The following is an 18,736-nucleotide window of genomic DNA, read 5'->3' on the forward strand; positions in this document are numbered from 1 at the left end:
TTTCAATTAGTTGCATTGATGGGGGAATATAGCACAGGGCATGTCTGTGGCGATACATGCCCTACAAAAAACAGGGTTTTTGAGAGGTCAGCCGGGAAGGGGTTCCCGGCGTAGAATTAATCTTCCAGCAGGCGCTGCAGCAGAACGCCATTTAGCATGGCACGTTTGATCATGGAAAATGCACCAATAGTCGGCTGCGTATAGAGTTGAGACTCAACGATAGGTAACGACTGGTGGAAGGTTGACAGTGATTGGGTTTCAACACATCGGCGGATTGCGGGAAAGATAATGTCCTTGGCTAAGGTGATATTCCCTGCCACAACGATTTTCTGTGGGTTGAACAGGTTAATTGTCATCGCCAGGGCTTTACCTAGCTGGTAGCCCACTTTGACTAAGGCCTGGGTTGCCAGCTCATCACCCTGATTGGCTGCCTCGCAGATAGCAGGCATAGTGACATCTTCGAGTTTTTGCAGGCTGCTTGGGTAACCTTGTGCCAGGAGCGCTTTAACATGGCGAATAATCGCCGGATCGGCGGCAACAGTTTCCAGACAGCCAAAGTTACCGCACTGGCATTTATCACCGAGTGGGTCAATCTGAATATGGCCGATTTCACCGACGTTGCGGTTATAACCAAGAAATACCTGGCCATTGACGATAATGCCTGCTCCTGTCCCACGGTGGACACTGATCAGAATGGAGTCGCGGCAGTCCTGGCTGGCGCCAAAATAATGCTCAGCTAATGCCAGCCCGCGGATATCGTTACCGACAAAGCAGGAAACGCCATATTTATCAGTAATGATATCTGCCAGAGCCAGAGAGTCGACCGAGATGTTGGGCATGTACTCGACAATGCCTTTTTCCGGGTCAATCAGGCCTGGAAGGGTAATGCCAAAAGCAATCAGCTCTCTCAGAATGGTCTGATTGGCACCGATAAACTGCCTGATATGCTCAAGTAAGCCATCAACCAGTTCTTGTTGATTTGAGTAGGGAAAGTGATGAGCTGTGCCAGCCAGACTCTTACCACCTAAATCGTACAGGGTCAGTTCGATATAATCGCGGCCCAGACGGACAGCGACAGAGTGAAAGGGAGCTGCTTCTGTTGTCAGCGAGATGGCTCGTCGGCCACCGGTTGAAGCCTGCTGTGCGACCTCTTTAATGAGGCCGCGTTCCAGCAACTGGCGGGTTATTTTGGTCACGCTGGCCGGGGCTAATTGACTTACGTCTGCCACTTGTATGCGAGAAATTGGGCCTTGCAAGTCAATGAGTCGGTAAACCGCTGCACTATTCAGCTGTTTTACCAGGTCGACATTACCGATTTGTCCGCCATTCATAGTTATGTTTGCTCGTATTTTCCGTTAACCACTGTCGCCCGGACACGGAAATCACGTTCAAAAACTGCCAGGTTAGCCACCATGCCTTTTTTGATAGCCCCCAGTGTCTTATCCATACCTATGGCACGGGCAGGGTAAAGGGTGGCCATGCGAATCGCTTCGTCCAGGGCAATACCTACATGTTCAACACTGTTTTGAACAGCTTCAATCATTGTCAGGGCTGAACCGCCGAGTGTGCCATTTTCATCAACACACTTGCCATCGCGGTAATATACTTTCTTACCGACAAAAATAAAGTGATCTATGTCTGCTCCTGCCGGTGCTGTTGCATCTGTAACCAGAATTAATTTTTCCTTTTTAATTCTGTGGGCTATGCGAATATTGGCGTAGTCGACATGAAAGCCATCGGCGATGATACCTGTGTATACCTCGGGCGTATCATAGATGGCACCCACCATACCAGGCTCGCGGCCAGCAATGGGTGTCATGGCATTGAACAGATGGGTGGCAAAAGTAACGCCGGCGGCAAACCCTTTTCGTGCCTCTGCATAGGTCGCATTGGTGTGTCCTGCGGACACGACAATACCAGCCTCTGCGAGTCGCTCAATGTGCTCTGCCGGGGTTTGCTCCGGTGCCAGTGTCACCTTGGTGATGATGTCAGCGTTCTCGCAAAGTGTAGCGATCATGGCCTCATCTGAGCGCCGGATATGCTCGACACTGTGGATGCCTTTCTTCATGACATTGAGATAGGGGCCTTCCAGATGCAAACCCAGAGACTGGTGTTGGTAGTGCTTTTCGTAATCACGCGCTGCAGCGATCGCAGCTTTCATATCCTCATCAGAAGAGGTGATGAGCGTGGGCAAAAAACTCGTACAACCTGATTTCAGGTTTGCCAGATGCATGGTCTGTATGGTGTCTGCAGTGATTTCGTCATTAAACATCACTCCACCACAGCCATTAAGCTGAAGGTCGATGAAGCCTGGAGACAGGTTTGCTCCGTCAAGATCCTGAGTGGGCATACCGGCAGGTAGCTCTGCCTCAGGACATACAGCGTGAATGTTCACTCCGTCAATAATAACAGCGTGGTTATCCAGCACATCGCTACCTGTAAAAATGCGGCAGTTGGTCAGCGCGTACATGAACACTTCCTATCAGTTAAAGGTGTTTGATGTTTTCTGCTTCCAGTTCCTGGAAATAGCGAACGGTTTTCACTTTCAGTTCCTGTGTGGCAGGGGCATCGCACACAATCAGTGATTTCGGATGCAATTGCAGCGCAGAGACAGTCCACAAATGGTTTACACAACCCTCTACAGCAGCTTCAAGTGCCTGGGCTTTGTTATGGCCTGTCACCAGTATCATCACTTCTTCCGCGTCCAGCAGTGTGCCAACCCCGATAGTCAGTGCGTATTTAGGCACTTGTGTTATATCACCATCAAAGAATCGGGAATTGGCGATGCGGGTATCTTCGGTCAGGGTTTTGATACGTGTACGGGAGGCCAGTGAAGAAGCCGGCTCATTAAACGCAATGTGCCCGTCGTTGCCAACACCACCCATGAATAGATGGATCTTGCCGAATGATTTAATCTTATCTTCATAACGCTTACATTCTGCTTGGTGATCGTCCGTGTTACCGTTCAGCAGATTGATATTTTCTTCCTGAATATCAATGTGGTTAAAGAAGTTGTTAAACATGAAGCTGCGGTAGGACTCCGGATGGTCTGAGGATAGGCCAACGTACTCATCCATGTTGAATGTCACCACATGTCTGAAACTTACTTCGCCTGCATTATAAAGCTCAATCAGACGTTTGTAGGTGGTCAGAGGGGTACCGCCGGTGGGCAGACCTAGTACGAATGGACGGTCTGCGGTTGGTTTAAATTTGTTAATACGATCAACAATATAGCGTGCTGACCACAAACCAACTTCGTTCGCGTTGTTCAGTGGGATAAGTCTCACGGTAACACCTCGTTGCTAGAAAAGAATACTTGAGAATTTTAGCGGTATATCGCCTTTCTTTCGAATAATAAAATAAGTTTTATGACCGGGCTAGCAAAATCGCTCAAACCCGCCAAATGCTGGTGATTAGGATCACAAATGATAAGGTTTTAATTTGCGGGGCGAAATTAAAGGCATACACTGCAACTTACTTAATCGGGTAGCTAAAATAAGTTATCTCAACCGCATCTAAGAAAACCATAGGGGGAACTAAGGGTGAATATTCTTGGATATTTTCAGAAAGTAGGTAAGGCTTTGATGGTGCCGGTCGCCACGTTGCCTGCCGCCGCAATACTCATGGGTATAGGTTACTGGATTGATCCGAACGGCTGGGGTGCCAACAGTGCACTGGCAGCTTTCCTGATCAAAGCCGGTGGCGCGATTATCGAAAACATGTCTGTACTGTTTGCTGTCGGTGTCGCATACGGTATGTCAAAAGATAAAGATGGTGCAGCAGCACTTTCCGGTTTCGTTGGCTATCTTGTTGTCACCACTCTTTGTTCTCCAGCGGCCGTTGCTCAAATTCAGGGTATCGACCCAAGTGCTGTTCCTGCGGCATTCGGTAAAATTGAAAACCAGTTCGTCGGTATTCTGGTAGGTATCGTCTCGGCTGAGCTGTATAACCGTTACTCAACGGTTGAACTGCACAAGGCACTGGCTTTCTTCAGTGGCAAACGTCTGGTGCCTATCCTGACATCCATTGCCGGTATCTTCCTGGCATTTGTCCTGATGTACGTATGGCCTCACGTCTACGGCGGTCTGGTTCACTTCGGTGAAGGTATCCAGGGCCTGGGTGATGTAGGTGCGGGTCTGTACGCCTTCTTCAACCGCCTGCTGATCCCTGTTGGTCTGCACCATGCACTGAACTCAGTATTCTGGTTCGATGTTGCGGGTATTAATGACTTGCCGAACTTCCTTGGTGGCGCTAAGTCTATTGCTGACGGTGTAGCTGTACCTGGTCAGACAGGTATCTACATGGGTGGCTTCTTCCCTATTATGATGTTCGGTCTGCCTGGTGCGGCACTGGCTATGTATCACACAGCTAAACCTGAGAACAAAGAGAAAGTCGCGTCTATCATGATTGCCGCTGCCTTCGCTTCATTCTTCACAGGTGTTACTGAGCCTCTGGAATTTGCCTTCATGTTCCTGGCGCCAGCACTGTATGTGGTTCACGCCGTTCTGACCGGTATCTCTGTATATATCGCAGCCAGCATGCAGTGGATTTCCGGCTTCGGTTTCTCTGCCGGTATGGTTGATATGGTACTGCAATCGAAAAACCCGCTGGCAACTCAATGGTACATGCTGATTGTTCAGGGCCTGGTATTCTTTGCGATTTACTATGCGATCTTCCGTTTCGCTATCGTGAAGTTCAATCTTAAAACACCGGGTCGTGAAGATACTGATTCAGATGAAGTGCTGGCTTCTGGTTCTCAGGAAACTGGTGAGCTGGCAAAACAATATCTGAAAGCCCTGGGTGGTCACGGCAACCTGGAAAATATTGATGCCTGTATCACTCGTCTGCGCCTGACACTGAAAGACAGCAGTCTGGCTGACGAGAAAACACTGAAAGCACTGGGTGCTATGGGTGTTGTGAAATTAGGTTCAAATAACCTGCAAGTTATTCTTGGCCCACTGGCTGAGATCGTTGCCGGTGAGATGAAGAAAATCCCGGCGTCAGAAGACCTGTCTGCAGTTAAACTGCCATAATAGACAGTTAATCTGATAGCGAAAGATAACTGAAAGTGAGGCCGGCCCGTCAGGGTCGGCTTTTTTTTGCCCTAATCATGATTCAATGCACACTAATTGTTGAGTCATGACCTGTATTTGTGGATCATAACAGGTTCGAAGATCCTTTTAGCGCACGAGGTGTAATTGATGAGTGAATCTGAAGCTCGTCCAAGCAATTTTATCCGCCAGATTATTGATGCGGATTTAGCCAGTGGTAAGCACACCAGCGTCCACACACGTTTTCCGCCTGAGCCGAATGGTTACCTGCATATCGGCCATGCGAAGTCTATCTGCCTGAACTTTGGTATTGCTCAGGATTACCAGGGACAATGTAATCTGCGTTTTGATGACACAAACCCAGAAAAAGAAGACATCGAATACGTAGAGTCGATTAAGAAAGACGTAAACTGGCTGGGCTTTGAGTGGAGCGGTGAGATTTGCTACTCATCTAACTACTTCGATCAGCTGTATGGCTACGCTTTGGAACTGATCAACAAAGGCCTGGCGTATGTTGATGAACTCACACCAGAAGAAATGCGTGAGTATCGCGGCACGTTGACTGAGCCGGGTAAACCAAGCCCCTATCGTGACCGTCCTGTGGCCGAGAATCTGGCGCAGTTCGAGAAAATGAAAAATGGCGAAGTCGAAGAAGGCAAAATGTCGCTTCGGGCCAAGATTGATATGGCATCGCCGTTTATGGTTATGCGTGATCCTGTGCTGTACCGCGTACGCTTCGCAACTCACCATCAGACAGGTGATAAGTGGTGCATCTATCCGATGTACGATTTCACCCACTGTATCTCTGATGCGCTGGAAGGTATTACGCACTCGCTGTGTACCCTGGAATTCCAGGACAACCGTCGTCTGTACGATTGGGTGCTGGATAACATTACTATTGAGTCTCAACCTCGTCAGTATGAATTCAGCCGCCTGAACCTGGAATATACAGTCATGTCCAAGCGCAAGCTGAACCAGCTGGTGACTGAACAGCTGGTTTCAGGCTGGGATGATCCTCGCATGCCGACAATTTCGGGCTTACGTCGACGTGGCTTTACGGCTGCTTCTATTCGTGAGTTTTGTCAGCGTATTGGTGTCACCAAGCAGGACAATACCATTGAGATGAGCTCTCTTGAATCGTGTATCCGTGACGATTTGAACGAGAACGCACCTCGGGCCATGGCCGTGTTGGATCCGGTGAAGTTAGTGATCGAAAACTTTGGTGATACGGAAATTCTCACCGTGGGTAATCATCCTAATAAACCCGAAATGGGTGAGCGTGAAGTGCCATTTAGCCGTGATCTGTACATTGAACGTGAAGATTTCCGTGAAGAAGGCAATAAGAAGTACAAGCGTTTAGTCTTGGGTAAAGAAGTACGCTTACGTGGTGCGTATGTCATTAAAGCCGAGCGGGTTGAGAAAGATGCCGACGGTAAGATTACCACTATTTTCTGTACCTATGATGCTGATACGCTGGGTAAAAATCCTGAAGATGGCCGCAAAGTGAAAGGCGTGATTCACTGGGTGTCAGCAGAAAAGGCACTGCCTGCTGAAATTCGCCTGTATGATCGTTTGTTCACTGTACCTAACCCGGGTGCAGCAGAGGACTTTGCTTCGACGATTAACCCGGATTCACTGATCGTGATGAATGGTTTTGTCGAGCCGAGCCTGGCAGCAGCTGCGCCTGAGCATGCATTCCAGTTTGAACGTATGGGCTATTTCTGTGCGGATAACAAAGATTCATCGGCTGAGCACTTAGTGTTCAACCGAACTGTGGGTCTGCGTGATTCATGGGCAAAAATTGCAGACTGATGGACTCAGATTGTGATTTGATTGTTGCCTGATCTAAAAAAACCAGCCATATGGCTGGTTTTTTATCGATGTAAGCGTGATTATTTATTTTCGTTGTGCAGGCTTTCATCTTTATTACAATCACCGGCAGTGCAGTGACCATACAGATAAAGGCTGTGGTTGGTCAGACGTATGTTATAGCGTTCGGCGACCTGCTTCTGACGATCTTCAATAATATCGTCAGAGAATTCAATGACTTTACCACAGTCCAGGCAAACCAGATGATCGTGGTGGTGCTGGGTAGACAGTTCAAATACCGACTTGCCACCTTCAAAATGGTGACGGGTGACAATTCCTGCATCATCAAATTGGTTCAGCACTCGGTAAACAGTGGCCAGGCCAATCTCTTCACCAATATCGATCAACTTTTTGTATAAATCTTCGGCACTGATATGTTGGCACTCAGGATTCTGAAGTACTTCCAAAATTTTCAGACGCGGAAGTGTGACTTTTAATCCTGCTTGTTTAAGTGCTTGGTTGTTATCTGACATTCGAGTTTCCTTTGGCTAGCCGTAACAGGAAAATGGAAGGTTACGGTAGTCTTTCTCATATCTGTTCATTATAAGTGACGACAGCACAACAATAAACCTTAATGCTTAATGGGTCTAGGAAAGTTGTGACTTTTATTCGCCTGATATAAATGTTAAAAAGGCATACTATACTCATCGTACCAGATCATAAGGACGCGTTGGTGTGAATAAGTTCTATAAGCCCGGTATCGTAAAATTTGCGCTCAATATCTGGCCACCTTTCTGGGGGGCTGGCATTCGAATCCTGCACATCAGTGAAGATTTCCGGCATGTGGAAATTTGCCTGAAGTTGAGATGGTGGAATAAGAATGCCAACAGGACCCAGTATGGTGGCAGTATTTTTTCACTGACCGACCCTGTTTATGCCTTGATGCTGATGGGTATCCTCGGGAAAGAGTATTTTGTCTGGGATAAACAGGCCGAAGTGAACTTTCTTAAGCCTGGCCAGACAGATTTGAAAGCGGTGTTCACTATCTCAGATCAGTGTATTGAGGATATAAAACGCTCCACTGCCAGCGGAGATAAATATTTTCCTGAATTTGTCGTCAATGTTGCTGATAGCAAAGGTGAGGTAGTTGCCCAAGTGAAGCGCGTGCTTTATGTACGTAAGAAACCACAGTACCGGAATGCAGAGCTTGAAGAAGGTGAAAACTGTTCGAGTGAGTGTGTCAGTGAGCAATAAAAAAACGCGCCTCGGCGCGTTTTTAACAACCTAGCGGTTAGATCAGTCAGTCAGCCAGCTCGGCCAGACACATTTCTTCGTAAATTTGCTTAACCCATTTCTCGACGCGCTCGTCAGTCAGCTCAGGCTGACGGTCTTCATCGATACACAGCCCAACAAAATGTCCATCGTCTACCAATGCTTTTGATGCTTCAAACTCATAGCTTTCTGTTGGGAAGTGGCCAACGATGATGGCGCCGCGGCCTTCAACGATGTCACGCACTGTGCCCATGGCGTCGCAGAAATACTCGGCGTAATCTTCCTGATCACCACAGCCGAAAATAGCGACCAGCTTGTTTTCGAAATCAATGCCTTCCAGTTCAGGGAAGAAATCGTCCCAATCGCACTGTGCTTCGCCGTAATACCAGGTCGGGATACCCAGTAGTAACAGGTCGAAATTTTCAATGTCTTCTTTGCTGCTTTTAGCAATGTCTTTGACTTCAACCAGATTTTTACCCAGTTGCTTTTGGATCATTTTAGCGACGGCTTCTGTGTTACCAGTGTCGCTACCAAAGAAGAGTCCTACACTCGCCATAGTAGAGATTACCCGTGTTTTAGTTGTTGACCGCCAACAGACAGGCTGGCGATTTACATAAATTGAACAGGCTGCCAGTTAATTCTAGCGCTGACTGAATGCCTGATAATAACATTTGTCGATGACTCTGGCGTCAGTTAAGGGAGAAAAACCTTTATAATTAGTCTTCTCATTACGCTTTCTGAGCCAGCTAGCAGGCGTTAGCGGATATTATCCTATCCCTACGCCTTCCATTGTCATCTGAATCACACCTTTCGATATGAATCCAAAGCACCCTAAAAACAAGACCAGCCAGACGATTTTTCGACCAAATGGAGGCACATTGCCTTGCTTGAGGACATCTTTGATCGCCATACCAATGAAAAAGAAGATGGCCGCGAACAATAAATCAAGTCCGACTGACTCCAGCAGGTCCATGTGCTCGTATAACATCTGTTTCTCCTTCGCAAGAGCAGACTTGCATCCGGCGCGCACTATAGCACAGTGAGCAGTGCGTGTTAATTGTTAGGCTGTGTATCCTTCTCTAAAAAACTGAGAATGATACGGTTTACCGTGTCAGGTTTCTCGGCATGAAGCCAGTGGCCGGTATTCGCTACCATATGGGCCTTGGCGTGCGGGAACTGGCTGGCAATGTGTTCGCGGTGCTCTGCCAGAATGTATTCTGAATCCTGACCTTTAATGAATAATGTTCGGCCAGAGAAGGGCGATACAGCTGACCAGCCCATGATGGTGCTGTAGTTATTGATGAGAGCATTGACATTGAACCGCCACTGAAAAGATTCTTGCTCTTTATACAGAGACTTGAGCAGGAACTGGCGTACACCGGGCTCCATAACATGCTGCGATAAAAGCTGCTCAGCCTCTTTCCGGCTGGTGACTGTTTGTTGGTTGACAGCTTTAAGACCGGCGAACACATTTTGGTGGCGGTGGACCTGATAAGCTACTGGTGCCATGTCGAGCACAATCAGATTTTCGATCCGCTCTCCAGCCAGTTCGGTCATTGCCATTGCCACTTTGCCGCCCATGGAATGACCAATCACACTGAAATCTTGGATCTCGAGTTGATTGATCACATCAACCACATCTTGTGCCATCTCTGAATAAGTGAAGTGCTCACTATGCGGAGAACGGCCATGGTTGCGCAGATCAAGACTAATGACTTGATACTGTTCTTTGAGCACTCTGGCGAGCAGGCCGAGGTTGTCCGCACTGCCAAATAAGCCATGAATAAGAACGACCGTCTGGCCTTGACCCTGAATTTGATAATGAAGATTCACAGACTATTTCTCTTGTTGTTAACGCTTTGCCGTAGAGTATACCTTCGCTTCACGTTATAATCTCACGGTGATTTTTTAACGGAACGATAATGAACACTACGATGAAAACTATTGAGGTAGACGAAGAGCTATATCGTTATATTGCCAGCCAGACCCGGCACATTGGTGAAAGCGCGTCAGATATTCTGCGTCGTTTATTGCTGGAGGACTCCAATAGTCAACCTGTCATGCCAGCACGCCCTAAAGCTGCGCAAGGCATTGTGGTTAGCAAAGATGCAGGCAACTTGCCACAGTCGGAAGACAGGGTCAAAGCCATGCGCTCGCTGCTGATTTCTGATGAGTTTGCTGGTCAGGAAAGGGCCATTGGCCGTTTTATGCTGGTGCTGTCTACGCTCTATCGTATCGATCCTCAGGCTTTCACCGATGCGACGGCGATTAAAGGTCGAACCCGCATTTATTTCGCTGACAGTGAAGAAAAACTGTTGAACAGCGGCAAGACGACTAAACCGAAAGCCATTCCTGAAACGCCTTTTTGGGTGATCACCAATACAAATACCGACCGTAAACGTCAGATGATTGAACAGCTGATGCAAAAAATGCAGTTCACACAAGATATTGTAGAAAAAGTTTGCGGTGAAATTTAATTGTCGCTGATGCGGCTTTATTGACGTACAAGGATATGTTGATGGCGATCCATCCTCGTGCCGGGCTGCAAGCCCGGCAAGAAGACATGCATAACATTCCGGCTCTTGTGGCCAATTATTTTTTGATTGAACCCGATCATTCCAATGTTGCCCAGCGTGTAGCGTTCGGTACCTCAGGCCATCGTGGCTGTGCCGATAAGGGAACCTTCAATCAACATCATATCTGGGCAATCGCTCAGGCTGTTGCCGATGTTCGCCGTGAGCAAGGTGTTACCGGACCGCTGTTTTTAGGGAAGGATACACACGCCTTATCTGAACCGGCGCTGCTTTCTGCCCTGCAAGTGTTGGTGGCCAATGGCGTAAATGTGGTACTGCAGGCGGAGCAGGGTTACACACCCACGCCGGGTATTTCTCATGCCATTCTGACATTTAACCTCTGTCATGCTGAGAAGGCCGACGGCATAGTGATCACGCCTTCACATAATCCTCCGCAGGATGGCGGCATTAAATATAACCCGCCTCATGGTGGGCCGGCTGAAGGGGCAATTACTACAGCTATTGAAAACCGGGCTAACCAGTTGATTGCCGAAGGCTTAGCGTCAGTGAAGCGGGTGAGCGTTTCTGAGGCTTTGTCCAGCCAATGTGTGACGGAGCAGGATTTAGTTAAGCCATATGTGGCTGATCTTGTTAATGTCATCGACATAGCCGCGATTCAAAAAGCTAAGCTGAAGCTGGCGGTCGATCCTCTGGGTGGATCCGGGATCGAATACTGGCGCGAGATAGGGCGTCACTATAACCTGGATCTAACACTGGTTGATGAGTCTGTGGATCCGACGTTCCGCTTTATGAGCCTGGATAAAGATGGCGTGGTGCGGATGGATTGCTCGTCACCTTATGCGATGGCTGGCTTGCTGGCGCATAAAGACAGTTATGCTCTGGCCTTTGGTAATGACCCTGATTTTGACCGTCACGGGATTGTGACGCCGGACGGTCTGATGAATCCTAACCATTTCCTTGCGGTCTGCATCGACTATTTGTACCGTCATCGACCTGACTGGAATGACAAGGTGGCCGTGGGCAAAACACTGGTTTCCAGTGCGATCATTGACCGCGTTGTGGCTGATCTGGGACGTGAACTGTGTGAAGTACCAGTGGGTTTCAAATGGTTTGTTGATGGCCTGTACAGTGGTGAGCTTGGCTTTGGCGGTGAAGAAAGTGCGGGTGCATCCTTTTTGCGCAAGGATGGTACACCCTGGTCAACCGATAAAGACGGTATTTTACTCTGCCTGTTAGCGGCAGAAATCACTGCGGTGACAGGTATGAACCCGCAACAGTATTATCAGACCTTAACCGAAAAGCATGGTGAGTGCTGTTACAGCCGATTGCAGGCCGTAGCAAACAGCGCGCAAAAAGCCGTGTTGACCAAACTGTCTCCTGAAATGGTGAAGGCTGACACCTTGGCTGGTGATACCATTACAGCCCGTCTGACCCATGCGCCAGGTAATGGTGCTGCAATCGGTGGGTTGAAAATTACCACTGAGAATGGCTGGTTCACGGCGCGACCTTCAGGTACTGAAGAGATTTACAAGATCTACTGTGAAAGCTTCAAAGGCGAAGCGCATCTTCGCCAGATAGAAGATGAAGCGCAGAAGATTGTCAGTAACGTCTTTTCGAACGCGGGTCTGTAAGCCATCTCCGTTTGACAACCCGTAGCCTTTGCTGCGGGTTTTTTATTGCCCATTGATTGGCTTCTGAACGGTCACGAAACCGGCTGCCGATAATGCTTGTGCTTGTCTCGGTTGTGTAGTGGCCAGTGGTCAGGAACAATGAACCAGACCTGATTGTCATCAGCAATACCCTGAGTCGGAACCGTGATAGCCGAAGATGCCATCAGAGCTGACATTGATGAATAGCAGGGGGGGGTTAGCCAGTCTCTCTTGGTGAGGATTTTTAACGATAATTCTTCTGCCTGACTCTGGAAACACCAAAGCCCTTTATTAACATCAGGATTGATGGGCAAGGCGGAACCTGACTCTTCATTCCGGAAGTGATCGAAAAGTCTCCCCTGTACAATCAGTCGCTGACAGGAAGGCTGACCCAGCGATCTGGCATACTGATCTTTGTAAGCCTGATGCTGAGTCATTGCTAATTGGTGCTGAACCATTTTATTGATTTTATTATCCAGGTTATCCGCTGAGTTTGGCCCCAGCCATTGCTGTTGATAAGCCAGATAAAACTTAATGGCCACTTCCCAGTGTTCTAATTGCTTAGATTGTTTATTAAACACCAGAAAATCAATGGCCCCCAGCGTGCGCTTTGCTTCGTGCAGCTGTATCTCTTCTCCTACAAGGTCAAAATCGGGGTGGTGACTGATGAGTTGCTGCCACAGCCATTGGTAATAAAAACCGAGTCTTTGGTTACCTTCGTACTGCGCTTTCGCCGGGATGATTGCTCTGTCTCTGAACCTGCCCAGCCACGCATCATTGACCTGGTAGTCTACGCCTTGTGTCAACACCGGCATGTTCAGCACATTGCGAAAATGCCTGATGTTATCTCTGTGTTCTTTTGTTACATTTTCGTTGATATTATTCATTAAATTAAGTCTTAATCTGGATTTAACTTGCTTTTAACAACAAAATACAAAATAAAAAGTAGTAAAATTTCAAAAATACGCTAAAGTGTAGAGGTATGACCAGTTGGTTGCTCAGGAGGCTATCATGTTCACCCCTTTATCTACTCAACAAATCATTGTGCGCCGTACCTGCGTTGTGATGGCAGGCGTGCTGAGTTTTCCGGTTATGGTATTTATGCCTGCGTCTGTAAAATCACGTGCTTATAGTTATCTGCATAAAGTCTGGTTGAAAACCAGTACCAAGCCGGTTTGGCTGCAGCACGCTGAACAAGGTGCACAAGAGCTATATTGAATCTGTCGTCAATGACTAGCTTACTGGTATCACAGATGAAATGCTGCCTTTGGCAGCATTTTTTGTCGCTATTTACTCGCTTTATGCCCCCGCTTTTTCGTTCCTGCTGGTTCTGTTGCTCCCGAGTTGGTTAAAATACCAGTAACAGCTCAAAAGGAAGCAAGCATGAACAACCTCAAACTCGAATCATTGTTAAATACATTACTGAGTCCGCACTTAATCAGAGATTACTGTCCGAATGGACTGCAAGTCGAAGGCCGCTGCGAGGTACAAAAAATTGTAACCGGTGTGACTGCTTGTCAGGCATTAATCGATCAAGCCATTGAAATGAAAGCCGATGCTTTGCTGGTTCATCATGGTTACTTTTGGAAAAATGAACCTTCGGAAATTCGCGGGATGAAATACCGACGAATTAAAGCATTGATCGAGAATGGCATTAATCTTTATGCTTATCATCTGCCTTTGGATGTCCATCCGGAACTGGGAAATAATGCTCAGCTCGCCGATCAACTAGGCATAAAGCATCTGGGGGGCCTGGAGTCTGGCAATCCGCATCCTGTTGCAGTTTACGGAGAATTTTCAACGGTGCTTACTGGTGAACAACTCGCTGCGCGTATTGAGAAGGTGCTTAATCGCAAACCCTTACATATTGGCGAAAGTGGTCCTGATCTGATCAAAACTGTGGGTTGGTGTACCGGCGGTGGTCAGGATTTTATCGATCTCGCTGTTGCACAGGGTCTGGATGCCTATATTACGGGTGAGGTGTCAGAGCGGACGGTACATACGGCGCGGGAGCAGGGAATTCATTTCTTCAGTGCGGGACATCATGCGACCGAGAGGTACGGTGTTGAAGCTTTGGGTGAATGGCTGGCTGATGAGCATCATTTTGATGTCTCCTTTGTGGATATTGATAATCCGGTGTGACCTAACAAACGGATGAAACAATTAAAAAAGGTTGAGCATCAGCTCAACCTTTTTGTTTTATGTTAGCAAGCTATTAATCAATCACTCACGCTCGTGAAGCGGTTGGAAATCGCGTTGCTGATGACCGGTATACAGCTGACGCGGACGACCGATACGGTTGTTTGGATCACTGTGCATTTCATTCCAGTGTGCGATCCAGCCGATAGTACGAGACATTGCAAAGATAACGGTAAACATAGAAATTGGGATACCGATAGCTTTCAGAATGATACCTGAGTAGAAGTCCACGTTCGGGTACAGTTTCTTCTCAACAAAGTACTCATCAGACAGGGCAATACGTTCCAGCTCCATCGCGACATCCAGCAGTGGATCCTGGATTTTCAGCTCTTGCAGCACTTCGTGACAAGCTTCACGCATTACGGTTGCACGTGGGTCATAGTTCTTATACACACGGTGACCGAAGCCCATCAGACGGAACGGATCATCTTTGTCTTTGGCGCGTTCGATGAACTCTGGGATATTCTCCACGCTGCCAATCTCTTCAAGCATGCGCAGACAGGCTTCATTGGCACCACCGTGAGCTGGGCCCCAAAGCGAAGCGATACCAGCTGCAATACACGCAAACGGGTTAGCACCTGAAGAACCTGCCAGACGTACGGTAGAGGTAGACGCATTCTGCTCATGATCGGCGTGCAGGGTAAAGATTTTATCCATAGCGCGAGCAACTACCGGGCTGACTTCATATTCTTCACATGGTGTTGCAAACATCATGTGCAGGAAGTTTTCAGCGTAATCCAGATCGTTACGAGGGTAGATAAACGGCTGACCAATAGAGTACTTGTAGCACATTGAAGCCAGAGTCGGCATTTTTGACAGCAGGCGGAATGCAGTGATTTCGCGGTGCTCGTCGTTATTGATGTCCAGTGAATCATGGTAGAAGGCTGCCAGAGCACCGACAACACCACACATTACTGCCATTGGGTGAGCATCGCGACGGAAACCGTGGAAAAAGCTTGCGATTTGCTCATGCACCATAGTATGGCGGGTTACAGTTTTGCGGAATTGCTCATACTGGGCGCGGGTAGGAACTTCGCCGTATAGCAGAATGTAACAGACTTCTAAATAATCAGCGTTATTAGCTAATTGGTCGATTGGATAGCCACGGTGAAGCAGCACACCTTTCGCACCATCAATGAAAGTAATTTGAGATTCACATGATGCAGTAGCTAAGAAACCTGGGTCGAAAGTGAAATAGCCAGATGCGCCGAGTTTACGAACATCCAGTACTTCTGGACCTAGTGAGCCCCCGAGAATCGGCAGTTCGACCGGTGCTTTCCCTTCAATATGAAGAGTAGCTTTCTTGTCTGCCATAACAATCTCCTTTGTTATTTTATAATCCTAATCCGAAATCGGATGTGCCGTCTTTGTACAGCTCGGTCATGTTGTTGTCAATTCCTCTTCTCGGGAGTGTGCGCTTGTTAATAACTTTAAGTAAAAGCGGGTCAATATCTCAAACCGTGTTAGAGGTCATGTAACGGGGTTTGTAATTGATTGTTGCGAGGCGTATACTCGGCCGCAGGTCTCTGGTTCTGCCATCGCCAGAAACAATGATAAAGTTATTAGTAATATTAGCTACTTAGCTGAAACGACTTTTGCTTTGCTGTACATATGCTTGTGCTAAGTAAATGTAGCACAGTTGTTGTGCCTTTGTTGCGCTTGTTTTGGCGTACGCATACCGGAGGTTTTATAAAAATAAAACGCTTCTATGGAGCTGAGTGGGCAAAGACCGTGAAAGTTAACAAGCCAAGACCTGTCAACCTCGACCTACAGACGATACGCTTTCCGCTGACTGCGATTTCGTCAATCCTGCACCGTGTATCGGGCGTGATCACATTTGTTTCCCTTGCCATCCTGCTGTGGCTACTGAACCTGTCTCTTTCCTCTCCCCAAGGATTTGCTGAAGCCGCTGACATCGTTGACAGCTTCTTTGTCAAATTTATCCTCTGGGGTGTGCTGACAGCACTCTTCTATCACATTGTTTTGGGTATCCGTCACCTGATCATGGATATGGGATATTTTGAAGAGCTGGAATCTGGCACCACAAGTGCGAAAATCAGTTTTGCAATTGTGGCGGTTCTGTCTGTGTTTGCAGGAGGCCTGGTATGGTAAGCAACGTTTCAACTATTGGACGTAATGGTGTTCACGACTTTATTCTGATTCGTGCAACCGCAATTATCCTCACTCTTTATACCATTTATATGGTGTGCTTTTTCGCTTTTGGCCCTGAGCTGAATTTTGAAACCTGGACAGCGTTCTTTTCAAAACTAAGCACAAAAGTCTTTACTATGCTGGCGTTGGCCTCCGTTCTGATTCACGGTTGGATTGGAATGTGGCAAGTACTGACTGACTACATTAAACCTGCCTTTTTACGCGCTGGTCTGATGTTTGCAATTGTCGCTGTGCTTTTTGTTTATCTGTTATCTGGTTTCTTTATTGTGTGGGGTGCGTAAGTGAGCATTGCAGTTCGAGAGTTTGATGCCGTAGTAATCGGCGCTGGTGGTGCAGGTATGCGTGCTGCACTACAAATTTCTGAGCAGGGCCTGAAATGTGCCTTGCTGTCTAAAGTGTTTCCTACCCGTTCTCACACCGTATCTGCGCAGGGCGGTATCACAGTTGCGTTAGGTAACTCGCATCCGGATAACTGGGAATGGCACATGTACGACACGGTAAAAGGGTCGGACTATATTGGCGATCAGAATGCCATCGAATACATGTGTAAAAATGGCCCGCAGTCAGTCATTGAACTAGAAAAAATGGGTCTGCCTTTCTCCCGTTTTGATAATGGTCGTATTTATCAGCGCCCGTTTGGTGGCCAGTCAAAAGAGTTCGGTGGCGAGCAGGCCGCGCGTACAGCCGCAGCAGCAGACCGTACCGGTCACGCTTTACTGCACACGCTGTATCAGCAAAATGTTAAGCATAAGACCACGATTTTCTCTGAGTGGTATGCGCTGGATCTGGTGAAAAACCAGGACGGTGCCATTTTGGGCTGTACCGCGCTGTGTATGGAAACCGGTGAAGTCTGTTACTTCAAATCCAAGGCCACAATCCTGGCAACAGGTGGTGCAGGCCGTATCTATCAGTCAACCACTAACGCACACATTAATACCGGTGACGGTGTCGGTATGGCATTGCGTGCGGGTGTACCCATGCAGGATATCGAAATGTGGCAGTTCCACCCAACCGGTATTGCCGGCGCCGGTGTACTGGTAACTGAAGGTTGTCGTGGTGAAGGTGGCTACCTGCTGAACAAAGACGGTGAGCGTTTCATGGAACGCTATGCACCCAACGCGAAAGATCTGGCGGGCCGCGACGTTGTTGCCCGTTCAATGATGGTGGAAATCCGTGAAGGCCGCGGTTGCGATGGCCCATGGGGACCGCACATCAAACTGAAACTGGATCATCTGGGTAAAGATGTTCTGGAATCTCGTTTGCCAGGCATTCTTGAACTGTCGCGTACCTTTGCGCACGTCGATCCAGTGAAAGAGCCCATTCCGGTGATTCCAACCTGTCACTATATGATGGGTGGTGTACCGACTCAGGTTTCCGGACAAGCCATTAAGCAAAACGCAAATGGTCAGGACGAAGAAGTTCAGGGTCTGTTTGCCTGTGGTGAAATTGCCTCTGTGTCTGTACATGGTGCAAACCGCCTGGGCGGTAACTCCCTGCTTGACCTTGTTGTATTTGGTCGCGCGACTGGCTTGCATCTGGGTGAGACCCTAGCGGCTCAGGCAGAAGCACGTCCGGCCACAGAATCAGACATTGAAGCCTCTCTGACTCGTCTGAACCGTTGGAACAGCACGCAAAAAGGCGAAGATCCGGTACAAATCCGTAAAGATCTGCAATCTTGCATGCAAAACAACTTCTCAGTATTCCGTGAAGGCGAAGCCATGGCTGAAGGCCTGAGTCAGCTGAAAGAAATCCGCGAGCGTTTGAAAGAAGCACGTCTGGATGACACATCCAGCGAATTCAACACACAGCGTATCGAGTGTCTGGAACTGGATAACCTGATGGAAACCGCCTATGCGACGGCAGTAGCGGCTAACTACCGTACAGAAAGCCGTGGTGCTCACGCCCGTTTTGACTTCCCAGAGCGTGATGATGCTAACTGGCTGTGTCACTCTATTTACAACCCAGAGACAGAGCAGATGTCCAAGCGTGATGTAAATATGACACCAGTACATCGTGACGCATTCCCGCCTAAAGCGCGGACTTACTAAGG

The 18,736-nt window shown here is 48.0% G+C and carries 19 protein-coding genes; 10 read left to right on the forward strand and 9 right to left on the reverse strand.

Translation table 11 applies throughout. From position 1 onward, the window contains the following. Positions 1-116: 116 nt before the first annotated feature. The 3 genes from nagC to nagB are packed head-to-tail and all read right to left on the reverse strand — an operon-like array spanning position 117 to position 3,287. Complete coding sequence (nagC, locus tag IFO68_RS04845) at positions 117-1,331, reverse strand: DNA-binding transcriptional regulator NagC (RefSeq protein WP_192014832.1); 1,215 nt, start codon at positions 1,329-1,331, stop codon at positions 117-119. A gap of 2 nt (positions 1,332-1,333) precedes the next feature. Beyond that, entirely contained in the window at positions 1,334-2,470 is a 1,137-nt protein-coding gene (gene nagA / locus IFO68_RS04850; RefSeq protein WP_192014833.1) for an N-acetylglucosamine-6-phosphate deacetylase, read from the reverse strand. Positions 2,471-2,486: 16 nt separating this feature from the next. Further along, the gene (gene nagB, locus IFO68_RS04855; RefSeq protein WP_192014834.1) at positions 2,487-3,287 is read right to left on the reverse strand and encodes a glucosamine-6-phosphate deaminase; all 801 of its coding nucleotides are present in this window, start codon (positions 3,285-3,287) and stop codon (positions 2,487-2,489) included. 255 nt (positions 3,288-3,542) lie between these two features. On the opposite strand from nagB, the gene nagE reads away from it, so the two are divergent. Both nagE and glnS read left to right on the forward strand, forming a co-directional pair. Further along, complete coding sequence (nagE, locus tag IFO68_RS04860; protein WP_192014835.1) at positions 3,543-5,033, forward strand: N-acetylglucosamine-specific PTS transporter subunit IIBC; 1,491 nt, start codon at positions 3,543-3,545, stop codon at positions 5,031-5,033. Between the two features lie 168 nt (positions 5,034-5,201). Further along, the gene (gene glnS, locus IFO68_RS04865; RefSeq protein WP_192014836.1) at positions 5,202-6,863 is read left to right on the forward strand and encodes a glutamine--tRNA ligase; all 1,662 of its coding nucleotides are present in this window, start codon (positions 5,202-5,204) and stop codon (positions 6,861-6,863) included. 80 nt (positions 6,864-6,943) lie between these two features. Here the strand turns inward: glnS and fur are convergent, their stop codons facing one another. Next, positions 6,944-7,393: a ferric iron uptake transcriptional regulator gene (gene fur, locus IFO68_RS04870; RefSeq protein ID WP_192014837.1), complete on the reverse strand. Its 450-nt coding sequence runs from the start codon at positions 7,391-7,393 to the stop codon at positions 6,944-6,946. A gap of 202 nt (positions 7,394-7,595) precedes the next feature. Between fur and IFO68_RS04875 the strand changes: the two genes are divergently transcribed. Continuing rightward, on the forward strand, positions 7,596-8,114 hold the full coding sequence (locus tag IFO68_RS04875; RefSeq protein WP_192014838.1) for a DUF4442 domain-containing protein: 519 nt from the start codon (positions 7,596-7,598) through the stop codon (positions 8,112-8,114). A gap of 46 nt (positions 8,115-8,160) precedes the next feature. Here the strand turns inward: IFO68_RS04875 and fldA are convergent, their stop codons facing one another. The 3 genes from fldA to IFO68_RS04890 all read right to left on the reverse strand — a co-directional run bounded on the left by fldA (position 8,161) and on the right by IFO68_RS04890 (position 9,965). Next, positions 8,161-8,688: a flavodoxin FldA gene (fldA, locus tag IFO68_RS04880; RefSeq protein ID WP_192014839.1), complete on the reverse strand. Its 528-nt coding sequence runs from the start codon at positions 8,686-8,688 to the stop codon at positions 8,161-8,163. A gap of 210 nt (positions 8,689-8,898) precedes the next feature. Next, the gene (locus IFO68_RS04885) at positions 8,899-9,120 is read right to left on the reverse strand and encodes a DUF2788 domain-containing protein (RefSeq protein WP_027252641.1); all 222 of its coding nucleotides are present in this window, start codon (positions 9,118-9,120) and stop codon (positions 8,899-8,901) included. 65 nt (positions 9,121-9,185) lie between these two features. Then, positions 9,186-9,965, reverse strand: coding sequence for an alpha/beta fold hydrolase (locus IFO68_RS04890; RefSeq protein WP_192014840.1), 780 nt, complete (start codon positions 9,963-9,965; stop codon positions 9,186-9,188). 101 nt (positions 9,966-10,066) lie between these two features. Here IFO68_RS04890 and seqA point away from each other — a divergent pair, with 101 nt between their 5' ends. After that, positions 10,067-10,609, forward strand: coding sequence for a replication initiation negative regulator SeqA (gene seqA / locus IFO68_RS04895; protein ID WP_192014841.1), 543 nt, complete (start codon positions 10,067-10,069; stop codon positions 10,607-10,609). A gap of 41 nt (positions 10,610-10,650) precedes the next feature. After that, complete coding sequence (gene pgm / locus IFO68_RS04900) at positions 10,651-12,297, forward strand: phosphoglucomutase (alpha-D-glucose-1,6-bisphosphate-dependent) (RefSeq protein WP_192014842.1); 1,647 nt, start codon at positions 10,651-10,653, stop codon at positions 12,295-12,297. Positions 12,298-12,368: 71 nt separating this feature from the next. Here the strand turns inward: pgm and IFO68_RS04905 are convergent, their stop codons facing one another. After that, on the reverse strand, positions 12,369-13,202 hold the full coding sequence (locus IFO68_RS04905; RefSeq protein WP_192014843.1) for a DUF1853 family protein: 834 nt from the start codon (positions 13,200-13,202) through the stop codon (positions 12,369-12,371). Between the two features lie 124 nt (positions 13,203-13,326). Here IFO68_RS04905 and IFO68_RS04910 point away from each other — a divergent pair, with 124 nt between their 5' ends. After that, entirely contained in the window at positions 13,327-13,533 is a 207-nt protein-coding gene (locus IFO68_RS04910; RefSeq protein WP_192014844.1) for a DUF2517 family protein, read from the forward strand. Positions 13,534-13,698: 165 nt separating this feature from the next. Further along, complete coding sequence (locus IFO68_RS04915) at positions 13,699-14,457, forward strand: Nif3-like dinuclear metal center hexameric protein (protein ID WP_192014845.1); 759 nt, start codon at positions 13,699-13,701, stop codon at positions 14,455-14,457. 81 nt (positions 14,458-14,538) lie between these two features. On the opposite strand, the gene IFO68_RS04920 is transcribed toward IFO68_RS04915, so the two are convergent. Further along, positions 14,539-15,828: a citrate synthase gene (locus tag IFO68_RS04920; protein WP_192014846.1), complete on the reverse strand. Its 1,290-nt coding sequence runs from the start codon at positions 15,826-15,828 to the stop codon at positions 14,539-14,541. A gap of 417 nt (positions 15,829-16,245) precedes the next feature. Here IFO68_RS04920 and sdhC point away from each other — a divergent pair, with 417 nt between their 5' ends. Genes sdhC through sdhA form a run of 3 tightly spaced genes read left to right on the forward strand, consistent with a single transcriptional unit; the run spans position 16,246 to position 18,734 of the window. Beyond that, positions 16,246-16,626, forward strand: a complete 381-nt coding sequence (gene sdhC / locus IFO68_RS04925) for a succinate dehydrogenase cytochrome b556 subunit (RefSeq protein WP_027252634.1) — start codon at positions 16,246-16,248, stop codon at positions 16,624-16,626. Next, positions 16,620-16,967, forward strand: a complete 348-nt coding sequence (sdhD, locus tag IFO68_RS04930) for a succinate dehydrogenase, hydrophobic membrane anchor protein (protein WP_046219395.1) — start codon at positions 16,620-16,622, stop codon at positions 16,965-16,967. The genes sdhC and sdhD overlap by 7 nt, the downstream gene beginning before the upstream one ends. Beyond that, the gene (gene sdhA / locus IFO68_RS04935; RefSeq protein WP_192014848.1) at positions 16,968-18,734 is read left to right on the forward strand and encodes a succinate dehydrogenase flavoprotein subunit; all 1,767 of its coding nucleotides are present in this window, start codon (positions 16,968-16,970) and stop codon (positions 18,732-18,734) included. Positions 18,735-18,736 lie beyond the last annotated feature (2 nt).

The organism is Photobacterium arenosum (genome assembly GCF_014841115.1).
Classification (GTDB): domain Bacteria; phylum Pseudomonadota; class Gammaproteobacteria; order Enterobacterales; family Vibrionaceae; genus Photobacterium; species Photobacterium arenosum.

Excerpts from the sequence above, each read along its gene's own strand:
- nagC (WP_192014832.1), bottom strand. The coding sequence starts at position 1,331 with ATGAATGGCGGACAAATCGGTAATGTCGACCTGGTAAAACAGCTGAAT.
- nagA (WP_192014833.1), bottom strand. The coding sequence starts at position 2,470 with ATGTACGCGCTGACCAACTGCCGCATTTTTACAGGTAGCGATGTGCTG.
- glnS (WP_192014836.1), top strand. The coding sequence starts at position 5,202 with ATGAGTGAATCTGAAGCTCGTCCAAGCAATTTTATCCGCCAGATTATT.
- fur (WP_192014837.1), bottom strand. The coding sequence starts at position 7,393 with ATGTCAGATAACAACCAAGCACTTAAACAAGCAGGATTAAAAGTCACA.
- fldA (WP_192014839.1), bottom strand. The coding sequence starts at position 8,688 with ATGGCGAGTGTAGGACTCTTCTTTGGTAGCGACACTGGTAACACAGAA.
- IFO68_RS04885 (WP_027252641.1), bottom strand. The coding sequence starts at position 9,120 with ATGTTATACGAGCACATGGACCTGCTGGAGTCAGTCGGACTTGATTTA.
- seqA (WP_192014841.1), top strand. The coding sequence starts at position 10,067 with ATGAAAACTATTGAGGTAGACGAAGAGCTATATCGTTATATTGCCAGC.
- pgm (WP_192014842.1), top strand. The coding sequence starts at position 10,651 with ATGGCGATCCATCCTCGTGCCGGGCTGCAAGCCCGGCAAGAAGACATG.
- IFO68_RS04905 (WP_192014843.1), bottom strand. The coding sequence starts at position 13,202 with ATGAATAATATCAACGAAAATGTAACAAAAGAACACAGAGATAACATC.
- IFO68_RS04910 (WP_192014844.1), top strand. The coding sequence starts at position 13,327 with ATGTTCACCCCTTTATCTACTCAACAAATCATTGTGCGCCGTACCTGC.
- IFO68_RS04915 (WP_192014845.1), top strand. The coding sequence starts at position 13,699 with ATGAACAACCTCAAACTCGAATCATTGTTAAATACATTACTGAGTCCG.
- IFO68_RS04920 (WP_192014846.1), bottom strand. The coding sequence starts at position 15,828 with ATGGCAGACAAGAAAGCTACTCTTCATATTGAAGGGAAAGCACCGGTC.
- sdhD (WP_046219395.1), top strand. The coding sequence starts at position 16,620 with ATGGTAAGCAACGTTTCAACTATTGGACGTAATGGTGTTCACGACTTT.